Genomic DNA, 20,318 nt, shown 5'->3' with positions numbered 1-20,318 from the left:
GAGAGTCCCGCGGTCCGCCGCCCGACCCTTCGGACATGTCGCTCAGGACATCACGCACCATCGGGCCGCCACCGGCGCCGCGAGCCGGCGCCGCGACCACCGCGCTCGCGGGGTGAATTGATACCGACTTGACTGGTGGAGCTCGACGGGCCCTGCATCCTGGGAGGACGTAGGGAGACGTGTGAATGCAGCGCGAAGGATGGTCGACGTGGATCCTGGCGAGCGCCGCGCTCGCGGGTGGTTGTTGTCTGGCCGAGCACCCGTCGGATGACGGCCCGACCCGTCGCTGGCTCGAAGCCGGCGAGCTGCATGACGAGCCGGACGGCTTCCCGTGCGGCGGCGGCTGCGACGGGTCGCGGACTTGCGAGCAGAGCGCCGACGACGGCGAGTGGGACGTCGACGACAACCCCTCCTGCGACAGCGCGGCCGCCGACTCCGACCGCGCCGACTGACCTCGTCGCGCGCGAGCCGGCCGCCGGGCGCTGTGCGCCGGAGCTGGCCCTCGGGCCAGCGGTTCGTCACTCGCTCTGAATCACTGCCGGCGGCCTCGCGCGCGTCGGTCTCCGCCGGGTGCGGGCGATCGCAAATACGGCCTGTCCTTCAAGACAGCCACACACCCTGCCGAGCAACCCGCCCGCGCTCGCCGCTCGCCGCGACCGGCCGCGACTCACTGGCTCTGCGCCGGGCAGCCGTCGCCGTCGGCCCGGCCGTCGCGGACTTCGGGCACGTCGGGGCACTTGTCGAAGCGGTCGGAGATCCCGTCCCCGTCGCGGTCGACCACCGGGCAGCCGTCGCGCGGCCCGCCGGCCTGATCCGGACAGGCGTCGGCGGCATCCGGCACACGATCCCCGTCGCGGTCGCTCGGCGCAGTGACCGGCTTCGGCCGCGACACCGGCCCGCTCGTCGCGTCGAGCGACACCGGCGGCGCCTGCGTGGCACCCGACTGGGCGCATCCGAGAAGCAGGACGGGCAACAGGAGACTGACGGCGCGAGCCATGAGGATGCGAGGTTAGCACTCGCCACGCGAGCGCGCGAGCGCATGCGCCCCCGATCGGCCCGCGCCGCCCTCGGACACTCCCGGAGGAGCCGTCGACGCGGCCGAGCCGACCGATCCCGCTCCGACCCGGGCCCTCCCGCAGACCCCGCGTCCACGCGACCCGCCGCCGGCCCCTCGCCGCGAGCGTCCCCTGGCCCATCACCCTCTCGTCACCACCGCAGCTGCATGCCGCGACCCCATGGTCTCAAGGACATGCTCCAAAAAACATATTCAATCGACCATGTTCAACAGAACATGTCCTTCTCTACATCTCCGCTCTTCGAGCCGCGCTCCGACCTGCCGCTGCAAACCAGCTCGGTGATCGGCCTTCACGAAGCCCGCCTCAGCCGACGGGCCAGCTCCGGGTGGCCGCCGTGCTCCGCCCAGTCGGCCGCCGTCCCGCCCCAGCGCCCGTCTCGCACCTCCGGATCGGCCCCGTGGGCCAGCAAACGTTCGACCACCCCCACGTGCCCGCGCCAGGCCGCCTCGTGCAGCGGCGTACGCGGCGGCTGCCCGCCCGGGCGCACCAGTCGGTCTCCTTCTGCCCCGCAGCCGAGCAGCAGCGCCGCCGCCAGGAATTGCTCGCGGATGCACGCATAGGCCAGCGCCTCCGCCAGCACCTCCCGGTCGATCTCCGGGCTGAGCAGCCGAGTCAGCGTATCGATGCGCCCGAGCGCCGCCGCATGCCGCACATCGATCCGCGCGCCCCGGCCCACCAGCTCTTCCGCGGTCGCCGGCGCGACGTTCAGCAGCGGCTTCGACAGCAGGTCGGGATCGGCGAGGTCGAGCCGGGCCCCGCCCGCGAGCAGCAGATCGATCAACGCCGGCGCCGCGCCGGACTCGGACGCGCGCCGGCTGGTCAGCACCAGCTCGAGCGTCGCCTGGGCCGCCCACGCCGCGCTGCCGCGATCGAGCAGCAGCCACGTACACGCGGCGATGTTGTCCGGCAGCGGCCCGCGATCGGGGTTGCCCGCCACGTGGTGCAGCAGCGTCGCCCCCGCGAAATACCCCGTCTCGTAGCATTCGCCCACGCGACAGCGCACCGCGACCAGCCCCGGATCGGCGTCGAGCAGCGCCGCGAGCCGATCGAGATCCCCGCCGTCGATCGCCCCCACCGCCTCGCGGAATCTGTCTGTCTGGGTGCTGTCCGCGTCCTGCATCGGCGAGCCCTCCCGGACGCGCAATCGTCGACGTCCGTTCGCAGGGTCTATGGAATCGATCGGCGAAAGTTCAAGCGCCGCCGCGCCCCGCCTCGCTCGCCGAACGTCGTTCGAGAGCCCAGGACCCGCCATAACCGCGAAAACCAGGACCGCGCTCGCGGCTCCGGAGCCCGCTGCACGGACGCGCCTTGTGGCCTGCACGCCACGGCCAGGTCGAGCTGCACCCGCGATTCGAGCCCGTCGCCGGTCTCGCCGACGACGACCCCGAGCGAATCGGAACCGCCGTCGCCGCGCCCGCGCCTCACACGTACGAGCCCGTCACCTGCGTCAGCCCGAACATCGCGCCGTATGGATCGCCGACCAGCGCGCTCGGCCCGAGCGGCGTCGCGTACGGCCCGTGGATCGTCCGCCCGTCGAGCGCGCGCACCCTGGCCAGCGACGTCTCGATGTCCTCGACCGCGAAGTACGTCAACCAGTGCGACGGCACCTCGCCCCACGCCCCCGTCATCTGCAACCTCCCGCACAGCGGCCGCCCGTCGCGGCTGTAGCGGGAGTAGTCGACCTGCTTGTCGTTGGCGATCGTCGTCTGCGCGTACTCGAAGACCGCGCGGTAGAACGCGTCCGCCCGCGCGCCGTCGCGGGTGTACAGCTCATGCCAGCACATGCCGCCCGGCCGGTAGGCCCATTCGGCGCCGCGGTGCTCGCCCGGCTGCCACACCCCGAAGAACGCCCCGGTCGGATCGGTCGCGAACATCATCACGCCGAGTGACGCCACCGGATGGGGCTCGAACGCGATCCTGCCCCCGGCCGCGGCGATCTTGCGCACCGTCGCCGCGACGTCCGCCGCGCTGAAGTGCATGTTCCACCCCACTTGCATCCCGCTGCCCGGCGCGATCTGCATCACCCCGGCCACGCTCTGGCCATTGCGGCGGACCATCGCATAACCGTTGAAGCCCGGATGGGGCGGATCGAAGGTCCAGTCGAACAACCCACCATAAAAGCGCGCCGCGCCGTCACGGTCGGGGGTGATCAGATCGGCCCAGCAAGGGGCCCCATCGCTGTATTCGGTTCGGGGGGTCATGGTCGTCACTCCTGGGGATCGAGCGCGCCACGAAGCCGCGAGGGCTGCCGGGAACTGGCGCGCGCTTGTGCTCGTCGCGCCCGGCCTCTTAAACTTGCAAAAAGCAAGCGTGATTCGTCAAGACAAATTCGCGCCTCGCCAGCTCCGAGATCCCCCCGACCAAAATCGCCCGCTCCCTCCCGACCAGCCCGGCCGCCGATCGCCAGAACGCCGTTCATTCCCCCAATTGGCCCCAATGCCGGGCGCAAGACCACCGTACGGCCTCCCCCGCAAGCGCTGCCGCGACGAATACTACTCCACATCCGAGGACCCACGAGCATCTCGGCGCGATCGCGCCCAGGTGCCTCGGCGGCCCCACCCCTCGCCGCGCTGGCAGTCATCCGCCGACGCAGATGCGCCCCGCACTTTCGCAGATTCGGCGGCATGCCGCCATTGATCGCGACCGAGTACCCGCCGACTACCACGATTCGCCAGCGTGCGCCGCGACCCAGGTCGGCCACGGTGCACGGGCATGGCATTCGCCTTTCCAACAAATTATAGAAGACCGACAAACGGGCGCCGCGGCCCAGGACCGTCTCGGGCAAGACGGTCCTGGACCGCGCCACACGTGGGACGTGCGAGTGTCGGGCAACGCTCGCTCAATCGCCCCACCGCCGACCACCGGCGGATTCGCGTTCGCTTCAAAACCTTTTCGTCATCGCTCCCTGGGGATCGCCCGTACTGTCCCGGGGGCGATGTTCGGCGCAGCCTCGGCTTCCGGCACCTCGTCATGGCCTTCGATACGGATACACGGACCGACCAAGAAGACGCGCTCGCAACGATAATCCACGGCTCGCTCCGGCCTCTCTACCGAGAGGGTTCACGAGACAGGTGACCGCCGCCTCCCGATCAATTGCGGCCTTCCCCGCATTTCGAAATCTCCGTCACGGACGGCGGATGACCGGAGTCACGCACCCTGCCGCAATTGATTTGCCGGCCGCCGACACGAGCGTGCCGCGCTCGCCTCAGCCCTGCGGTTGGTCGCAGCCCGCGTAGCTCGGCGCCTCGACCGGGATCGGCGTCAGGTCGACATCGAGCCGTGGATCGCCCTCGCCCCACATCGCCAGGCCGGCCAAGTCGCCGGCGACCTTGGACGGATAGACGCCGTCCTCCAGTGGGTCCAGCGCCGCCTCCTTGTGGATCGCCAGCTCGTTGCCGGACGACGCCTCCACGATCACGCTCGTCGTCGCCTCGAGCCAGCCGAGGCAGTCGGGTGACTCCAGCGGATCCAGGTTCAGGACCACCGAATTGCGCAGCTGAACCCCCCCGGGCGGCGGCGGCCCCCCGCAATGGAGCGTCGACGACGTGATCGTCGGCGCGTGATCGACGAACGACGAATAACGGATCACCACCTCCTGGAGGCTGGCGAGGCTGAGCGCCCCGAACGTCGCAGTCGGCGCCCCGTTGTCCACGAACGAGCTGCTCTCGATCCGCAGCGACCCGCTCGTCGCCTTGATCCCGCCGCCGCTGCACAGCCACACCCGGGACCGCGCGACCCGGACCGCGCAATCGTCCGACTGCAAGCCCATTGCTGCGCTCCCGTCGCCGAACAGCCGGACATCGTGCACATGCAGCGTGCCCGGCAGCCCCTGCAGCTGCGGCGCGCAGCGGATCAGCGAATCGGCGCCCGAGCGATGGAATTTGAGCCGCCACAGGTACACGCGATTTTCGCTGTTCACGTCGATCATCGGCGCCGCGTTCGCGCTGCCCTCGAGCTCGGGCACCTGCTCGCCCGCCGCCCGCACTGCCACCACGAAGTCGCCGATCGGCAGCGCCAGCGGCGTCATCTGCGGGATCCCGGGCTTCACCTTGATCGTCGTCGGCTGGCTCTCTTGCAGCACCTCTGCCGCCTCGGCCAGGCTGCAGAACGGATCCTCCTCCGTGCCCGCGGGCGCGACCCCGCAGCCGCCCGGCTTGTTCTCGACGAAGACGATCGCGCCTGGCTCGTCGGGGAAACACGCCCCGGTCTCGATGTCGCACGCAGTGTTCGGGCACTGCGCGTGCTCGCTGCAGCCCACGCAAGTCCCGCTCTCGGAGTCACACACGGGCGTCTCGCCCGCGCAGGCCGACGCCTCCTCCGCCGTACACTCCACGCACTTGCCCGACTCCGGATCGCACACCGGAGTCGCCGTATCGACGTCGCTGCACGTGGTGTCTCCCGCGAACGCGGTGCACCAGTTGCACGTATCGACCGCCACGCAGTACAGCTCCCCGCACGCCGGATCGTCCGGATGGCGCGGGTCGCATGAATTCGGGTCCTCCGGCCAGTGACCCGGCGGCTCAGTGTCGCTCGTGCTCGTCGTATCACTCGTGGAGGTGGTCGTCGCCGTGCTCGTCGGCTCGCTGCTCGTCGGCCCCGCGCTCGTCGGCGCCACGCTCGTCGGCTCCACGGTCGTCACCTCGCCGGACAACGACGCTCCCGTCGTCGTCGCGCTCGCCGTCGTCGCCTCGCCATCCGTCTGCATCGATCCCGACGGGTTGTAGAAGCAGCTCGTGAGCGCCACCACCCCCGCGCACCGCATCAACCCGCGCGAGGCCGACGACAAGCAGGATGCGATGCGTGAGGCTGCGGCGGTCATCGACGACGGAGTTCACGTCAGACTGGCTCGCGGCCGCCCTCGCGTCCACCGCTTTCGCGTGGCGACCTCGCGCCGTCCCGCGGCCGCGCGCGCGTGCAACCGACCCGTGCACCCGCGTGGCATGCGTTGTCGCCGGCGACTGCGAATCGCGCGATTTCGGCCGTCAGCAGCCCGGGCATCGATGCTATCGTCCGCCGCGCCGTGGACAACGAGCCCAAGCGCTACGTCTACAACAAGCAGGCCGGAGCGCTGCAGGAGGCCGCTGCGCCGCCCCCGAACCTGGCCGGCATGCGCATGCGCATGAGCAGCGCCGCGCAGTCCGTCCTGCCGACCCAGAGCCTCGCCGACGACGCTTCGGCCGCCGAGCCGCTGCACCAGCGACTGATGGACGCCCGGCTCGTCCGTCCCGCGCGGCCCGCCGACGACGGCCGCGATCACACCCGTCCGACCAGGAGACCCGGCATGTTCTCGTACACCATCGAAGACGGCGAGCACGTCCTGATGATCCACAAGGACGGCACGATGGAGGAGCTCGTCGGGCCCAAGCGCGTCTCGACCTTCGGCCGCACCTTCCGGCGCATGGACCACTACGTCGCCCACCCCGGCGAGTTCCTGGTCGTGCGCTACCGCGACGGCCGCCAGGAGCACCTCGTCGGCCCGGCTCACGTCTGGCTCGATCCGCGCAAGCACCTCTCCATCACCCGCGAGGAGGGCCTACAGCTCGCCGCCAAGGAGGCCGTCGTCATCTACGCCCGCACCGACAGCGGCGAGGTCACGCGCCGCGTCCTGCAGGGCCCGGCAGTGTTCGTCGCCCAGCCAGGCGAATGGCTGCACACCTTCTCGTGGCACGGCTCGACCGGCGCCGGCTATCGCAAGGTGCCGAACGCCCTGGTGTTCCAGAAGCTGTGGCTGATGCCCGACCAGATGTACCACGACGTCGAGGACGTGCGGACCGCCGACGACGCCGTCATCACGGTGCGGCTCATGATCTTCTTCGAGCTCGTCGACATCGAGCTCATGCTCGCCACCACCCACGACCCGATCGGCGACTTCGTCAACGCCGCCACCAGCGACGTCGTCGACTTCCTCGGCCGCAACGACCTCGCCTCGTTCAAGCTCCACACCGACCAGCTCGGCGACCTCGCCACCTACCGCCAGCTGACCGCGCGCGCCGCCCAGTGCGGCTACCGGATCGGCAAGGTCGTCTACCGCGGCTTCGACGCCCCGCCCTCCCTGCAGCAGATGCTCGACCAGGCGATCGAGTCGCGCACCCGCCTGCAGCTCGAGCGCGCCACGCAACAGCAGGCCCAGGAGCTCGAGGACTTCAAGCTCGAGCGCCAGCTCGTCCGCGGCGAGCGTCAGCGGGCCGACGGCGCCGCCGAGCAGGCCCACGCCCTCGCGCTGCAGAAGTCGCGGCGGGCCGCCGAGCTCGAGGCCGACAGCGCCCGCAGCGACTTCCAGCGGGCCCAGCGGCGCCTCGACCAGGAGCGCGCCCTCGCCGACGAGCGCGCCCGCCACGACGAGGAGAACCGCCACCTCGCCAACCTCCACAAGCTCGGCGTCGACCTCACCGCGCTCCTCACCCAGCACCGCGCCGACCAGGTCATCGAGCTGCGCGGCGACGGCGACGGCGCCCACGTCCACCTCGACGCCCCGCGCCGCGACCCTCGCTGACACTCAGGACATGTCCCCCAGGGCATGTCCTCTCGATCATTTCCGAAAGAACATGCCCTTTCCGGCATGTCCTCTCGGCCATGCCCTCAAAGCAACCGCGCCGCGGCCGCCCGCACCGCCGCGCGGATGGCCGCCTCGTCGGCCTCGTCGGGCGCCTGCAGGGCCGCGGGGAACGCCGCGGTCAGGTCGATGAGCACGTCGAGCTCGACCTCGTCGAGGATCGCCTGGCGATCGTGGCGGCCCCACTTCGACGCCGCGCTGGCCACCCTGGCCGGGTTCGTCAGCCGCTCCGCCCACGCCACCAGGGCCGCGCGGTCGGGCCGCTGCGACGGGTCCCACGCCTCGCTGTCCTGGAACCGCTGCTCGTCGAACTCGGCGATCTTGCGCTTGTACGTCGGCCGCGTGCCCGGCCGCGCGCGCGCGTCGGGGCGGACCACCAGCCCCTCGGCGAAGTTGTCGGCCAGCGCCGGCAAGCCGAGCAGCGCCGGCACGCGCGTCGGCGCCCGCGTCGGCGCCGCCTCCACGTGCGGCCGCGGCCCGACGCGCACCACCGGCGGCACCAGCATCCCTGTCTCTCGGGCCAGCTCCGCCAGCTCGCTCCACCCCAGCAGCTCGCCCTCGTCGTCCTCGCCGGCGGCGACCAGCGCGTCGAAGGCCGCCCAGCGCAGCTCCGGCGCGTACCAGATCCCCGTCTGCACCGGCTGCAGCCCTGGCACCGGCGCCACCTCGGGGTGCGGATAGCCGCCGCCGAACAGCTCGCCGTAGAACACCACCAGCGGCGCGCCGAGGCGCCGGGCCGCCGCCCGCGCCGTCTCGCTCAGCGCCGCCCGCACCAGCTGCCAGCCGAAGAACGGGTCGTCGTCCGCGAGCCAAGCCTTGCGCTTGCCGAAGCGGACCTGCTCGCCGGCGACCGCGATCTGCATCTGCGCCCCGTGGATCTTCTCGAGCGCGACCCATGGCCCGCCGGGGACCAGCCCGAGCGGCTCGCCGGGCCCCGCGATCTTGCCGTAGTAGCGGTGACGCATCGCGCCAGGGTAGCCGATCCGCCGCCTGCTCGTGCACGGCTCGCTCGCGCGCGCTCGCCCGCGGGCGCGGCTTCGACATGTCCCATCGAACATGTCTCCATCACCCGGCGGCGCCGACTTGTGGCACCGTCGCCCGGCCATGCTCGCCAAGATCTACGTCCAGCGCGACCCCGCCAGCGGCGAGTTCATCAACAAGAACGTCTACAACGCCTGGTACGGGTTCACCAAGATGGGCGTGTGGGCCGAGTCCTTCGTGTGGTCCGACCTCTACGAGGGCCGGCTCGCGCTCGAGCGCGACACCGCAGTGATCGGCGGGATCCTCACCGTTCGCACCGCCCTCGCCCAGCTCGGCGCTCCCGACCCGATCAACATCGACTACCCGTCGACCCTCGCGTCGTTCCTGCGCCGGCGCGTGCGACCGGCGACGATCCGCGAGGCGCACGCGCTGTGCCGCGACGATCGCTTCGACCCGCCCGTCTTCATCAAGCCAGTCACCGGTCACAAGGAGTTCACCGGCCACGTCCTCGCCGTCTACCGCGACCTGCTGCGCACGGCCGGCTGGGCGCACGAGGAGCCGGACACGCCGGTGTGGCTGTCGGACTGCGTCGAGTTCGTGGCCGAATGGCGCTACTTCGTCCACGCTGGCGAGATCCTCGGCGTCGGCCACTACTACGGCGATCCGCTGCGCTTCCCCGACCCCGAGGTCGTCCGCGCCGCAGTCGCCGCCTACACCGACGCGCCCGCCGCTTACGTCATCGACTTCGGCGTGCTCGCCGACGGCAGCACCGCCCTGGTCGAGGTCAACGACGGCTTCTCGTTCGGCTGCTACGGCCTCAACCCCTACGCCCACGCCCGCATGCTCACCGCCCGCTGGCTCGAGCTGGTCGGCCTCGCCGACGCCTGAGCCGAGCCAGCACCAGATCGCCTACACCGAGCGCGAATGCCAGCGCGCCCTGGCCCACGAGCCGATGCCGTTCTGCCGCGGCTGTCACGCGCCGGAGGCCGATCCACGCCGCGCAGCCAGCGGTGGGGCCGCCGAGATCGGCGTCGGCTGCGTCAGCTGCCACATCGTCGGCGACCGTCGCCGCCGGCGAGCTGCCGCCAGCACAGCCCTGAGTGTCTTCAAGGACATGTTCCGAAAAACATGCCCGATGGGGCATGCCCTCTCGGACATTGCGCTGACGACATTTCCGACCATTCTGAAGCCGACCTGCCCGCTGCCCCGCTCAGCGCACGCGATAGCCGCCGTGCTCGGCCGCGATCTCGTTGTAGCGGGCGAACCCGAGGATCCACTTGTGCCCGTCTTCCCGCGAGACATCGGCGTCGGGGAAGTAATCGCGGGCGATCAGGTCGGCCTGTGCGCGCAGCTTGCGGGCCAGCACCGTGCATTCTTCGGGCGTCACCAGCCAGCCGTCGTTGGTCTGGAACTTGAAAGCCCCGACGCAGCCGTCGGTCAGCGACGACGACGACACCGCGTCCTCGTGCGCTTGCAGGTACGCGCGCGCCGCCGCCAGCTCGGCCTGCGTCGGGTTCGGCGCGTCGGCGGGCGCCTCGCCGCGGAGCGCCTCCATCGCCGCGAACACCCCGTCCTCCTCCAGCCCGTCCAGCTCGAGCTCGGGGATCTCCGGCGCCGGTCCGTAGTGGATCGCATCGGCCCACTCGAGCGCGCCCACTGTCATCCGCATGCCCCACACGTTGAAGCGGTAGTACCCGGCGATCCCGCTCGAGTTCGGCAGCTCCTTCTCGTCGGCGGCCGGGGGGGTGCGCACCATCTGCAGGTCGTAGCCCATCCTCCAGCCCTACCACGAAAACAGCGTGCGCCGCGTCGCCTCACACCCGCGGCGGCGGCCTGTCCGCGGACTGCGTGCCAAGCTCTCGCTGTGCCGCCCTCCGCCCGCTATCGGCCGGATCCCCGCTACCTCGCCCTCGGCGACGGCTTCGCCGACGTCGTCGCCCCCGCGCGGTTCCCCGTCCACGTCCTGCGTCACCGCGACGACCGCTGGGCCGCGCGGATCGGCCTCGACGCCCTGACCGACGCCGAGTGGGAGAACCACTTCGCCCGCTTCGAGCCGCTGCCAAACAACCTGCCCGAGCCGCTCGCGCTGCGCTACCACGGCCACCAGTTCGGCAGCTACAACCCCGCTCTCGGCGACGGCCGCGGCTTCTTGTTCGCCCAGCTGCGCGACGCCGGCGACGATCGACTGCTCGACCTCGGCACCAAGGGCAGCGGCGCGACCCCGTACGCCCGCGGCGGCGACGGCCGCCTCACCCTCAAGGGCGGCGTGCGCGAGATCCTGGCCGCCGAGCTGCTCGCTGCCCGCGGCGTCGACACCTGCAAGATCGTCAGCGTGTTCGAGACCGGCGAGCGGCTGCGGCGCGGCGACGAGCCCTCGCCCACGCGTTCGTGCGTGCTCGTGCGCCTCAGCCACTCCAACCTGCGGATCGGCACCTTTCAGCGCCACGCCTACCACCGCGACGTCGCCCGCCTCGGCGCCCTGGTCGACTACGCAGCCGAGCACCACTTCCCGGCCGCGCGCCGCGGCGATCAGGCCGCCACCGTCGCCGCGCTGCTGCGCCTCGTCGTCGAGCGAGCCGCGGTCACCGCCGCCGCCTGGACCGTCGCCGGCTTCGTCCACGGCGTCCTCAACACCGACAACCTCAACATCACCGGCGAGAGCTTCGACTACGGCCCCTGGCGCTTCCTGCCCACCTACGACCTCGGCTTCACCGCCGCCTACTTCGACGAGACCGGCTTCTACGCCTTCGGTCGCCAGCCCAACGCGGTGCTGTGGAACCTCGGGCGCCTGGCCGAGACGCTGCTCCCGCTCGCCCCGCGGGATGTCCTCGAGGACAGCCTCGGCGCCTTCGAGCCGACCTTCCACGCCGCCGTCCGGCGCGCCTTCCTCGACCGCCTCGGCCTCGCCGCCCGCGGCGACGCGGCCGACGACGTCGTCATGGACGCCTGCTACGCCTTCCTCGCCGCGCGTCGCATCGAGCTCGACCGCTTCTACTTCGACTGGTACGGCGGCGAGGCCAGCGCCGCGCGGGCCCTCGCCGGACCCGCCGCCGCCCACTACGCGCACCCCGAGTTCGCCGAGGTGCGCCGCGCCTGGGCCGAGCACCTCCCGGCCGCTCCCGAGCGCCTGGCTCACGCCTACTATGACGGCCCCGGCCCGTGCTCGCTGCTCATCGACGAGGTCGAGGCGCTGTGGGCCCCGATCGCCGAGCGCGACGACTGGGCCCCCCTCGCCGCCAAGCTGGCCCAGATCCGCGAGTTCGCCGCCCTCCACGGCCGCGACCCATTATAAAGAGACATGCCCTGAGCGACATGTCCGATGAGTCATTTCCCTCTAGACATGCCGCATCGAACATGTCCCTCCGAGCACGTCTGACGAGCCGCCAGCGCAGGCCGGTGCTCTCGCGCCCTCCTCGCTGGCCCGACCTCCGAGGCGGCTCGTTCATCCGCCCCAGGTCCTGGCTCATCGCTCGTTCGCCAGCCACATGCAGCCCGCCCTGGCTCGTCGTTCATCGTCAGCCGCGAGCGGCCCCGGCCCTCGTCCGTCCAGGGTCCGCCCGGGTCGCGCGCTCAGCCATCCCGTCCACCTCGGCCTCCACCCGCTCCCGCGCCGCCTCGGCGGCGAGCTCCGCCATTTCCTGCTCGGCCATCTCGTCCGCCTCGGCCGCGAGCTCCGCCTCCTCCGCCTCGGCTTCGAGGCGCTGCCACGCCTCCTCGGCGGCGAGCTCCGCCATTTCCTGCTCGACCCCGATCTCGGTCAGCTCCCAGTCGTCCTCCGGCGCGCAGCCTGCCACCCACAATCCCCAGACCGCGCCAATGACCGCGCACACGCTCCGGAACCCTCGATTGCGTCCGCTCTGCTGCATGGGTCCATCCTCGCAGCTCCTCTCTATCTCGCGCGGATCAAGGCCGAGCGTCTTCGCGCGCTGCCGCGCCCGTCGGTCCGTCCCGGGCAATCGGGCCGCATCGCGCTCGCAGCCGGGCCTCGACGGGCCGAGGCCCACGACGACGGCACGTCTCGCATCCACGCGCCTCAGCGAGCGACCATTTGCATGGTCACCGTGATGCAGCGCGAGCGCCTGCCCTTCGCATCGCCGCCATCCATTATCGATGAGCAGGCCGAGAGGACATGTCCCTTCGAGCCCCCTCGCCGCGCTCGCACGGCGCTCCTCGTTCGCACAGGATTCAGCTGGCTCCAAAACCGACCAGCCCGAAAGGACATGTCTATTCGGACACTCGTCACCTCTGCGCGGGCCCTTCTGCACCGCGCCGCGTCCAGCCGTGCTGAAGCTGCCCCAAAGGACATCTCCTTCCGCGCGGCTCGTCCGCGCGCTTCGCTGGCGAAGCGCGAGCAGCCCGATGGGACATGTCCCTTCGGGCTGCTCTCCACGCTCACGCGGCGCTCGCCGCGTCGCGCTCAGCCGATCTTGAAGAAGTTGAGCTTGTTGCCGTCGGGGTCGCGGAAGTAGGCCGCGTAGAAGCCGGGGCCGCGCTCGCCGGGGGCGCCCTCGTCGGTCCCGCCGAGGGCGAGCGCGCGCGCATGCAGGCGATCGACCTCGGCCCGCTCGGCGCAGGCCAGCGCCACCATCACGCCGTTGCCGACCGTCGCGCGCTTGCCGTCCCACGGCGTACACACCGCGAGCGCCGGCTCGGCCTCGCTCTTGCCCCAAATGATGAATCGGTCGAAGTTCAGCGTGCGTCTCGCCCCCATCTCGCCGAGGAGCGTGTCGTAGAAGGCGGAGGCCCGCTGCATGTCGTTGGTACCGAGACTGACGTAGCCGATCATGGTCGCGGACAGTAGCGCGCCCCGTCGCACCGGAAAAGGCCGCAGCGGCCGGCGGGCGCCCGCATCATTGTCTCGCCGCGGCCCGGCGAAGCCGCCTGCACCCTCTCGCCGCGCAGCCGTCTGCACCACGCGCGCCGACATCGCCGTGCGTCCTCACCCACGATTCCCCGCGCCGTACACCGTTCCTGCGAGCGAGGCGCGCCCGCGCAGCATCTGCCCGACAATCGAGCGCCCCTCTCAACCCGGGGACCAGCCGACGCGCCAGTCTCGCGGGCCTCACGGTCGCCGCCTGCGCCGCCTCGCCCCCTGCGGCTCTGCCCGCCCGTCATCTTCGTACATGTCCCCGAGAACATGCCCTGCAAAGCATGTCCTTCTCGACATGCTCTCAGGGTCATCCTCTCTCACCCGCCCACAGCGTCGACCGCCAGCACCGCGATCTCGCCCTTCTCGCTGCCCGCGGCCACGCGCGCCCCCTCGCGGTCGAACGCCAGCGCAGTCGTCCACCCCTTGGTGAACACTCGCTGCGCCGCCAGCCGCTCGCCGCCCGGGTACGCCACCAGCACCACCTCGCCCTCGGCCGTCCCGAGAGCCACGCGCTTCCCGTCCGGGTGCCACGCCAGACACGTGAGCCCCAGCGTCGCCGCCTCGAGCGCCGCGTGCGTGCGGCTGCCGTCGGCCGCCTCCGGGATCTCAGCTGCGACATGTCCCGAAGGACACTTTATTCCCGTCCCGCTGCACCCTCGACCCCGACCACGAACCTGTCCCTTCAGACATCCTCACCTCGCTCGCCCCCCGCTGCTCGGTCACCTCCTCGCGCCGCTCCTCGCCGCCTGTCTCGGCAGACAGCTTCGCCGCCGCCGACCTGTCTCCTCGGCCATGTGCGCTGCTGACCCCCGTTCGGCCGGGCCCGCGTGACCGTCTGCTGCGACTGGCCCGCGCGGGCCTCGGCGCGTACACTCCGCCCCCGTTCGATGCCGGTCATCGTCGCCGCTCTGCTCACCGCGCTCGCGCGCGCGGCCGATCCCGCGGATCCGGTCGTCGTCGCCTGGCAGGTCGCGGCGGGCTGTCCTGGCGTCGACGCCCTGCACGCCGGCATCCGGCGCTCGCTCGGCGGCCTCGCGGTCGAGCGCCGCGCCCCCGTGCGGGTCGGCGTCGTCGTCGTCCGCGAGGCCCCGCAGCGGTTTCGCCTCGAGCTGCAGCTCGACGCCGGCGACGGCCCGAGCGAGCGCGTGCTCACCAGCGACACCTGCGGCGCCGCGGTCGACACCGCCGCCTGGCTGATCGCCGTCGCCATCGACGTCCGCGCCACCGACCCCGCCGCCCCACCGAGCCCCGAGATCACCGTCCCCGAGCCGCCCCCCGGGCCCGACTCGCCCCGCGCTCCCGAGAGCCCCGGCACCCCGCAGTCGAGCCCGCCGGCGCCGAACCTGCCCTCCGGCCCCGAACCCCGCCCGCAGCCCCTCCCGGACCGCCCGCCCGCCCCGGAAGGCCCCGCCGAGCCCCTCCCGCCCCCGCCCGCAGCGAAACCGCCCCCCACGCGCGATCGCGGCCTCCACCTCGATCTCTGGGCCGGCGGCGGCCTCGGCCTCGGCGTCTTGCCGCGGCCGGCCCCGACCGCCGCGTTCGGCCTCACCCTCGCCGGCCCGCGCTGGGAAGCCGAGCTCAGCGGTCATTACTGGGCCCAACGCCGGGCGGACTTCGGCGACGGCCGCGGCGGCAAGTTCGCCCACGGTCACGCCGCAGTGCGCGGCTGCGGCGCCTGGGAGCGCGGTCGCGTGCGCGTGCCCCTGTGCGGCGGCCTCGCGATCGGCGGCGTCAGCGGCGAGGGCGTCGGCGCGCTGATACCCCGCACCGCCCGCTCTTTGTGGCTCGGCCTGCTCGTCGGCGCCGGCCTGCGGGTCGCCCTCCACCCCCGCGTCGGCCTGCTTTTGCGCGCCGAGGCCGTGTTCGGCCTGCGCCGGCCCGGCTTTCTGCTCGAACCCGCGCCCGGCGTGGTCTTTCGGCCCGCGGCCGTGGGCTTCTCCACCTTCCTCGGGCTCGCTATTCGCCTGCGCTGACCATGTCCGACTCGGCCCGGTCGTGGACATCTAGGGGTTCCATGCCCGCCAGCGGGGTCCTGCTCGACGCGCTCCGGTCGCCGGCCGAGCCGCTCACCGTCGCCGACGTGTACCGCACGCACGCCGACTTCGTGTGGCGCGTCGTCCAGCGCCTCGGCGTCCCCGCGGCCGAGGCCGAGGACGTCGTCCACGAGGTCTTCCTGGTCGTCCAGCGCCGGCTCGGCGAGTTCGACGGCCGCGGCGCCATCACCAGCTGGCTGTACGCCATCGGCCGCGGCGTCGCGGCCAACTACCGCCGCGGCCACGCGCGTGCTGCCCGGCGCATCGATCGCATCGACCCGCCCGCGCCCCCGCGCTCGCCCGAGGAAGACGCCGCCCACCGCGAGGCCGCCGACGTCATCGAGAGCTTCCTCGGCCAGCTCGACCCGGAGACCCGCGAGATCTTCGAGCTCGCCGACATCGAGGGCCTCACCTGCCCCGAGGTCGCGCGCGCCCTCGAGCTCGACCTGAACCGCGTCCTTGCGCGGCTCAAGACCGCCCGCCGCCGCTTCAACGCCTTCGTCGCCCAGCGCGGCGCCACCACGAGGACCCCGTGACCGAACCCCGCGACGACCTCCCGGCCCTCGATCCCCGCGCCGCCGCCCTGCTGGCCACCTACCGCCGCAGCCGCGCCATGCCGCCGGCCGCCCGCGCGCGCGTCCACGACCGGCTCTCCGGGACATGTCCGCAAGCACATGTCCTTCCGCTCATGTCCAAGCGTCACCACGGCACCGCCTGGGCCGTCGCCCTCGCGCTCGCCGCCGCCGTCTTGCTGTGGCTGGCCCGCCGCGGCCCCGACCTGGCCGAAAAGACAGGCGATGCCGCGACCATGAGCCCGGCCCACGCCGCGCCGGCCGCCCCGAGCGGCGCCAGCCTCCTCACCCCGCCGCCCTCCGGCCCGCACAGCGAACCGGCGCTCACGCCCCCCGCCGCGCCCGCGCCCGAGGTCGAAGCCGTCCGCCCGCGCCTGAAGCCCGCCGACCGCCGCGAAAGCTCCACGCCCACTCGCGAGCCCGCCGCGCTCGATCATCCCTCCCACGCAGCCACCGACCTCGACGATGCTGCTCCGGCTCAGCCCGCCACCGACCTGCGCGGCGAGCAGGAGCTGCTCGCGCGCGGCTGGCAGTCGCTCGCCGGCGGTGATGCCGGGGCCGCCGCGCGCGACGCCGGCGAGCACGCGCGTCGCTGGCCCGCCGGCGTGCTCGCTCCGGAGCGCCGCGCGCTCGAGGCCGCTGCGAGTTGCGTCGACGATCCGTCACGCGGCGCCGAGCTCGCTCGCGCATTCCTCGCCGACCACCCGCGGAGCCCGCTCGCGCGGCGCGTCCGCGACGTCTGCCACCTCGCCCCGTGACCTCGACGCGAAATCTCCACCGACGTTGTCCCACTGGTTCGCTTTGCGGACATGAACGGGGCGACCCCCGAGAGAGAGGACCTACCCCATGCGACTTCACCTAATCCACACCCCCCTGTACGCCCTCGCCCTCGCCGCCGGCGCGCTGATCGGCGCCTGCGACATCGACAAGCCGATCGGCGAGTTCGGCCCCTACGAGCCCTGCGAGGGCAAGAAGTGCGGCGACGCCTGCAGCGTGTGCGACCCCGACGACAAGGACTGCGTCGAGACCGCGGACATCAAGGCGTGCGACGCCAAGGGCGCCTGCGTCACCGGCAACCCGGGCGTGTGCGAAGAGGGACCCGGCTGGGACCCGTGCGCGGACAAGGCCTGCGGCGAGGGGTGCAACGTGTGCGCCCCCGACGACGAGGACTGCGCCGAGACCGACGTCATCAAGGCCTGCGACGGCGAGGGCCAGTGCGTCCCCGAGACCCCCGACCTGTGCGAGCCCTCCGGCTACGACCCGTGCGAGGGCAAGGGCGTGTGCGATCCCTGCACGCTCTGCGACCCCGCCGACCCCGAGTGCGCCGAGACGCTGATCGTCAAGATGTGCGACGAGTCGCTGCAATGCGTCGTCGGCATCCCCCAGGTGTGCGAGGAGCCCGGCTGGGCCCCGTGCGAGGACAAGCCGTGCGGCGAGCCCTGCACGCAGTGCGATCCCAACGATCCCAATTGCGCCGAGGACGCCGTCATCAAGGCGTGCGACGGCAAGGGCCAGTGCGTCCCCACCAGCGACGAGCTGTGCGAGTCCCCGGGCTACGACCCGTGCGGCGGCAAGTCCACCTGCGATCAGTGCTCCTTCTGCGACCCCGCCGACCCCGACTGCATCGAGGACGCCGCGGTCAAGGTCTGCGACGAGACGGCGCAGTGCGTCTACCAGCTCCCCGGCATCTGCCAGCCGGCCTACAACGACTGCGAGAACAAGGCCTGCGGCGACGACTGCACGATCTGCGACCCCGCCGATCCCGACTGCGCCGAGGACCTGATCACCAAGACCTGCAACAACCTCGGCATCTGCACCCCCGGCCAGCCCGGCGTGTGCAAGTGAGCTGCCCGCGCGGCTGACCGAAGAGGCACCCGGCCCTCCGGCCCGGTGCCTCTTCGTCTTCGCCACGATCTGTTTCGCACGCCTGTCCATTCAGCCAGTTCCGCTTCGCCTGCTCGCCCGGCCGTCACGCGCATCACCTGCCGCTATCTGCTCCGAACATCTGTCCCCTCGGCCAGGTTCCCTTCGCGTGCCCGCCCGGCCCGTCCCGCGCATCCCCTGCCAGGATCGGTTCCGAAATCCTGTCCCTTCAGCCAGGTTCCGCTTCGCGTACCCGCCCGGCCCATCGCGCGCACCACCTGTCTCCTCGGCCAGGTGCCTCGCCACCCTTCGCCCGGCCCCGTCGCGCGCCGCACCTGTCTCCTCAGCCAGCTACCTCGCCACCTTCGGCAGCTCGCACCCACCGTGATGCGCCCGGGCTGCGCGATCGCCCCGACCCCGGAGTCGTGCTCCCGGGCGAAGCCCACTTATCCTTTCGGCCCTTTCACTCACCCCGGCCGCCCCGCGGGCCGGCTTCCCGGCTCGCGGTCAGGAGCGGCGGCGAGCCACGAGCGCCGGGCTCGGGTCCCCCTGTATCCCGCCCTCGCGCTCCTGTCCGTCAGGCCATATCACGGCGTTCCGGCGCCTTTCCGCGGTCCTTCGCGGCGACTGCCGGGTCCGCTTTGCGCGCCGCTGGTCAGCGGCCGCATTTTTTGGCACTCCTGCAGCCGGTGCTCCTCGCGCTAGCGATCCTGGCCGTCTTCGCGGCCGCGCCGATCGAAGTCGGCACCGACCTCGTCGACGCCGTCAAGCTCGAGTCCGGCCTGCGCGCGCGGATCGGTCCGGAGCTCGACGACTGGCAGGTCCGCGTCACGCCGACCGGCCTCGCCGGCCAGGTTCAGGTCTCCATCGCTCGCCGCGACGGCCAGAGCTTCGGCCAGACCGTGCAGTTCGCCGGCAAGACCGTCGAGGATCGCACCCGCGAGTTGGCCGCCGGCATCGCCCTGCTGATCGAGGTCTACCCGCAGCAGCCGCCGCCTCCGGCCGCGGGTACCACGTCGCAGCCGCCCACCACCACACCGGCGGGCCAGGAGCACCTGCCGCCGCTGCCCGAGCCCCCCGAGCAGCCGCCCGCGTCGCCGCCACGGCCCGCGCTGCGCGGCTGGCTCGGCCTCGGCCCGCGGATCGAGCTCGGCAGCGGCCTGCGCTACGAGGCCGGCATCGACCTCATGGGCGGCCTCTGGCTCGTGCGCGAGCACATCCAGCCGATCGTCAGCCTCGGCTTCAGCGGCGGCGCGCGTCACGGGATCTCCGTGCTCCACGCCCGCTTCGGCGCCGGCGCGGCCTTCGGCGCCCCGCTCGGTGCCCGCGATCGCCTCTGGCTCGGCGCCCACGTCCTCGGCCACGCCATGTACGTCCACGCCGCCGAGAGGGCCACCGACGCCACCTGGCTGTCCTCGACCGAGGTCGGCGGCCTGCTGCAGTATCGCGGCCGCCGCCTCTTCCTCGGCCTGCGCACCGGCGTCGACCTCACCCTCCCCACGCTCTCGATCCGCGGCACCCGCGGCGTGGTCCGGCGGGAGGTCCCGCGCTGGTGCTTCGGCCTGATGTTCGGCGTGGTGTTCGGCTGAGCTGAACCTGTCCTTCAGGACATGCCAAAGTCGCGGCGGTCCTGTGCCCCGGTGAGCCCGAACCGCGTCCCGGGCCGACTCCGTTTTCGGTCCTATCGGACATGCTCCCGAGGACATGCTCCATACAGCATGCCCCATAAAACATGTCCGAAAAGACACATCGATTCACTCGTGGATCTTCGCGCCCCGGGCCAGCATCTCGACGAACTTGGCGATCTGCCGCTCGCGCGTCTCCGGCTTCTTCGCCGTCTGCAGGCGCCACAGCATCGCGTAGCGGTTGGCCGCGTCGAGCCCGGCGAAGGCGGCCTGCGCGGCCGGGTTTCGGGCCAGCGCCGCGGTCAACGCCGCCGGCACCTCGATGCGGCTCGCCGGCGCGTACGCGGCGTCCCAGCGGCCGTCGGCGCGGGCGCGCTCGACCTCGGCCAACCCGGCGGGCTGCATCGCCCCGCGCTCGATCAGCGCCGCCACTCGTTCGCGGTTGACCTGTGACCACAAGCTCCGCGGCCCGCGCGGCGTGAACCGCTGCAACCAGCTTTCCGCGTCGTGAGCCCGCTTCTGGCTGTCGATCCAGCCCCACATCAGCGCCACGTCGACCGCCTCCGAGTAGCTGAGCGAGCGCAGCTGTTTGCCCTTCTTCGCCAGCTGCAGCCACAGACCCGGCGAGCTGCGGTGGTGCGTCGCCAGCCAGCGCGAGAACGCCTCGGCGTCGGCGAACAGGATGGTGGGCAACGTCGGCGCGCTCGGCATGCCGCGAGCAAACCAGGGGCCGGCCCGCCGCGCC

The 20,318-nt window shown here is 72.3% G+C and carries 20 protein-coding genes; 9 read left to right on the top strand and 11 right to left on the bottom strand.

Translation table 11 applies throughout. The features are described from left to right. Positions 1-185: 185 nt before the first annotated feature. Complete coding sequence (locus OV090_RS49340; protein ID WP_267707165.1) at positions 186-452, top strand: hypothetical protein; 267 nt, start codon at positions 186-188, stop codon at positions 450-452. Between the two features lie 215 nt (positions 453-667). On the opposite strand, the gene OV090_RS49335 is transcribed toward OV090_RS49340, so the two are convergent. From OV090_RS49335 to OV090_RS49315, 5 genes are all read right to left on the bottom strand, one after another. Next, positions 668-997 (bottom strand): thrombospondin type 3 repeat-containing protein, encoded by a 330-nt coding sequence (locus OV090_RS49335; protein WP_267707164.1) that lies wholly within the window; start codon positions 995-997, stop codon positions 668-670. Positions 998-1,365: 368 nt separating this feature from the next. Continuing rightward, positions 1,366-2,196: an ankyrin repeat domain-containing protein gene (locus OV090_RS49330; RefSeq protein WP_267707163.1), complete on the bottom strand. Its 831-nt coding sequence runs from the start codon at positions 2,194-2,196 to the stop codon at positions 1,366-1,368. Between the two features lie 301 nt (positions 2,197-2,497). Next, the gene (locus OV090_RS49325) at positions 2,498-3,277 is read right to left on the bottom strand and encodes a VOC family protein (protein ID WP_267707162.1); all 780 of its coding nucleotides are present in this window, start codon (positions 3,275-3,277) and stop codon (positions 2,498-2,500) included. Positions 3,278-4,281: 1,004 nt separating this feature from the next. Beyond that, positions 4,282-5,706: a hypothetical protein gene (locus OV090_RS49320; protein WP_267707161.1), complete on the bottom strand. Its 1,425-nt coding sequence runs from the start codon at positions 5,704-5,706 to the stop codon at positions 4,282-4,284. Then, positions 5,621-5,911, bottom strand: coding sequence for a hypothetical protein (locus tag OV090_RS49315; RefSeq protein WP_267707160.1), 291 nt, complete (start codon positions 5,909-5,911; stop codon positions 5,621-5,623). The genes OV090_RS49320 and OV090_RS49315 overlap by 86 nt, the downstream gene beginning before the upstream one ends. Positions 5,912-6,096: 185 nt before the next feature. Here OV090_RS49315 and OV090_RS49310 point away from each other — a divergent pair, with 185 nt between their 5' ends. After that, complete coding sequence (locus OV090_RS49310) at positions 6,097-7,569, top strand: hypothetical protein (protein WP_267712204.1); 1,473 nt, start codon at positions 6,097-6,099, stop codon at positions 7,567-7,569. Positions 7,570-7,655: 86 nt separating this feature from the next. On the opposite strand, the gene OV090_RS49305 is transcribed toward OV090_RS49310, so the two are convergent. Further along, entirely contained in the window at positions 7,656-8,594 is a 939-nt protein-coding gene (locus OV090_RS49305; RefSeq protein WP_267712203.1) for an RNA ligase family protein, read from the bottom strand. 91 nt (positions 8,595-8,685) lie between these two features. Here OV090_RS49305 and OV090_RS49300 point away from each other — a divergent pair, with 91 nt between their 5' ends. Further along, a complete protein-coding gene (locus OV090_RS49300) occupies positions 8,686-9,498 on the top strand; it encodes an ATP-grasp domain-containing protein (protein ID WP_267712202.1) in 813 nt (270 codons plus the stop codon). A 322-nt stretch (positions 9,499-9,820) separates the two neighbouring features. Here OV090_RS49300 and OV090_RS49295 read toward each other — a convergent pair whose 3' ends face one another. Continuing rightward, positions 9,821-10,384, bottom strand: a complete 564-nt coding sequence (locus tag OV090_RS49295; RefSeq protein ID WP_267712201.1) for a hypothetical protein — start codon at positions 10,382-10,384, stop codon at positions 9,821-9,823. Positions 10,385-10,474: 90 nt separating this feature from the next. Between OV090_RS49295 and OV090_RS49290 the strand changes: the two genes are divergently transcribed. Further along, positions 10,475-11,902, top strand: a complete 1,428-nt coding sequence (locus OV090_RS49290; protein ID WP_267712200.1) for a protein adenylyltransferase SelO family protein — start codon at positions 10,475-10,477, stop codon at positions 11,900-11,902. A 223-nt stretch (positions 11,903-12,125) separates the two neighbouring features. Here the strand turns inward: OV090_RS49290 and OV090_RS49285 are convergent, their stop codons facing one another. From OV090_RS49285 to OV090_RS49275, 3 genes are all read right to left on the bottom strand, one after another. Then, on the bottom strand, positions 12,126-12,476 hold the full coding sequence (locus OV090_RS49285) for a hypothetical protein (protein ID WP_267712199.1): 351 nt from the start codon (positions 12,474-12,476) through the stop codon (positions 12,126-12,128). Positions 12,477-13,027: 551 nt separating this feature from the next. Further along, a complete protein-coding gene (locus tag OV090_RS49280) occupies positions 13,028-13,396 on the bottom strand; it encodes a VOC family protein (protein WP_267712198.1) in 369 nt (122 codons plus the stop codon). 401 nt (positions 13,397-13,797) lie between these two features. Then, complete coding sequence (locus tag OV090_RS49275; protein WP_267712197.1) at positions 13,798-13,989, bottom strand: hypothetical protein; 192 nt, start codon at positions 13,987-13,989, stop codon at positions 13,798-13,800. Between the two features lie 378 nt (positions 13,990-14,367). Between OV090_RS49275 and OV090_RS49270 the strand changes: the two genes are divergently transcribed. The 5 genes from OV090_RS49270 to OV090_RS49250 all read left to right on the top strand — a co-directional run bounded on the left by OV090_RS49270 (position 14,368) and on the right by OV090_RS49250 (position 19,537). After that, positions 14,368-15,453: a hypothetical protein gene (locus OV090_RS49270; RefSeq protein ID WP_267712196.1), complete on the top strand. Its 1,086-nt coding sequence runs from the start codon at positions 14,368-14,370 to the stop codon at positions 15,451-15,453. A 41-nt stretch (positions 15,454-15,494) separates the two neighbouring features. Further along, positions 15,495-16,049 carry a sigma-70 family RNA polymerase sigma factor gene (locus tag OV090_RS49265; RefSeq protein ID WP_267712195.1) on the top strand — a complete coding sequence of 185 codons (555 nt, stop codon included), beginning with the start codon at positions 15,495-15,497 and terminating at the stop codon, positions 16,047-16,049. Next, positions 16,046-16,843: a hypothetical protein gene (locus tag OV090_RS49260; protein WP_267712194.1), complete on the top strand. Its 798-nt coding sequence runs from the start codon at positions 16,046-16,048 to the stop codon at positions 16,841-16,843. The genes OV090_RS49265 and OV090_RS49260 overlap by 4 nt, the downstream gene beginning before the upstream one ends. Positions 16,844-16,931: 88 nt before the next feature. Further along, positions 16,932-17,930: a hypothetical protein gene (locus tag OV090_RS49255; protein ID WP_267712193.1), complete on the top strand. Its 999-nt coding sequence runs from the start codon at positions 16,932-16,934 to the stop codon at positions 17,928-17,930. Between the two features lie 707 nt (positions 17,931-18,637). Then, a complete protein-coding gene (locus tag OV090_RS49250; RefSeq protein ID WP_267712192.1) occupies positions 18,638-19,537 on the top strand; it encodes a hypothetical protein in 900 nt (299 codons plus the stop codon). Positions 19,538-19,702: 165 nt separating this feature from the next. On the opposite strand, the gene OV090_RS49245 is transcribed toward OV090_RS49250, so the two are convergent. After that, positions 19,703-20,284 (bottom strand): YdeI/OmpD-associated family protein, encoded by a 582-nt coding sequence (locus OV090_RS49245; protein WP_267712191.1) that lies wholly within the window; start codon positions 20,282-20,284, stop codon positions 19,703-19,705. Between the last annotated feature and the right edge of the window lie 34 nt (positions 20,285-20,318).

This window comes from Nannocystis sp. RBIL2 (assembly GCF_026626745.1).
Taxonomy (GTDB): domain Bacteria; phylum Myxococcota_A; class Polyangia; order Nannocystales; family Nannocystaceae; genus Nannocystis.
Note: the sequence above shows the minus strand (reverse complement) of the source record. Positions and strands in the feature narration are given on the sequence as shown.

What these genes read in the sequence shown, in the direction of transcription:
- OV090_RS49340 (WP_267707165.1), top strand. Translation starts at nt 186, where the DNA reads ATGCAGCGCGAAGGATGGTCGACGTGGATCCTGGCGAGCGCCGCGCTC.
- OV090_RS49335 (WP_267707164.1), bottom strand. Translation starts at nt 997, where the DNA reads ATGGCTCGCGCCGTCAGTCTCCTGTTGCCCGTCCTGCTTCTCGGATGC.
- OV090_RS49330 (WP_267707163.1), bottom strand. Translation starts at nt 2,196, where the DNA reads ATGCAGGACGCGGACAGCACCCAGACAGACAGATTCCGCGAGGCGGTG.
- OV090_RS49325 (WP_267707162.1), bottom strand. Translation starts at nt 3,277, where the DNA reads ATGACCCCCCGAACCGAATACAGCGATGGGGCCCCTTGCTGGGCCGAT.
- OV090_RS49305 (WP_267712203.1), bottom strand. Translation starts at nt 8,594, where the DNA reads ATGCGTCACCGCTACTACGGCAAGATCGCGGGGCCCGGCGAGCCGCTC.
- OV090_RS49300 (WP_267712202.1), top strand. Translation starts at nt 8,686, where the DNA reads ATGTCTCCATCACCCGGCGGCGCCGACTTGTGGCACCGTCGCCCGGCC.
- OV090_RS49295 (WP_267712201.1), bottom strand. Translation starts at nt 10,384, where the DNA reads ATGGGCTACGACCTGCAGATGGTGCGCACCCCCCCGGCCGCCGACGAG.
- OV090_RS49285 (WP_267712199.1), bottom strand. Translation starts at nt 12,476, where the DNA reads ATGCAGCAGAGCGGACGCAATCGAGGGTTCCGGAGCGTGTGCGCGGTC.
- OV090_RS49280 (WP_267712198.1), bottom strand. Translation starts at nt 13,396, where the DNA reads ATGATCGGCTACGTCAGTCTCGGTACCAACGACATGCAGCGGGCCTCC.
- OV090_RS49270 (WP_267712196.1), top strand. Translation starts at nt 14,368, where the DNA reads ATGCCGGTCATCGTCGCCGCTCTGCTCACCGCGCTCGCGCGCGCGGCC.
- OV090_RS49265 (WP_267712195.1), top strand. Translation starts at nt 15,495, where the DNA reads ATGCCCGCCAGCGGGGTCCTGCTCGACGCGCTCCGGTCGCCGGCCGAG.
- OV090_RS49255 (WP_267712193.1), top strand. Translation starts at nt 16,932, where the DNA reads ATGCGACTTCACCTAATCCACACCCCCCTGTACGCCCTCGCCCTCGCC.
- OV090_RS49245 (WP_267712191.1), bottom strand. Translation starts at nt 20,284, where the DNA reads ATGCCGAGCGCGCCGACGTTGCCCACCATCCTGTTCGCCGACGCCGAG.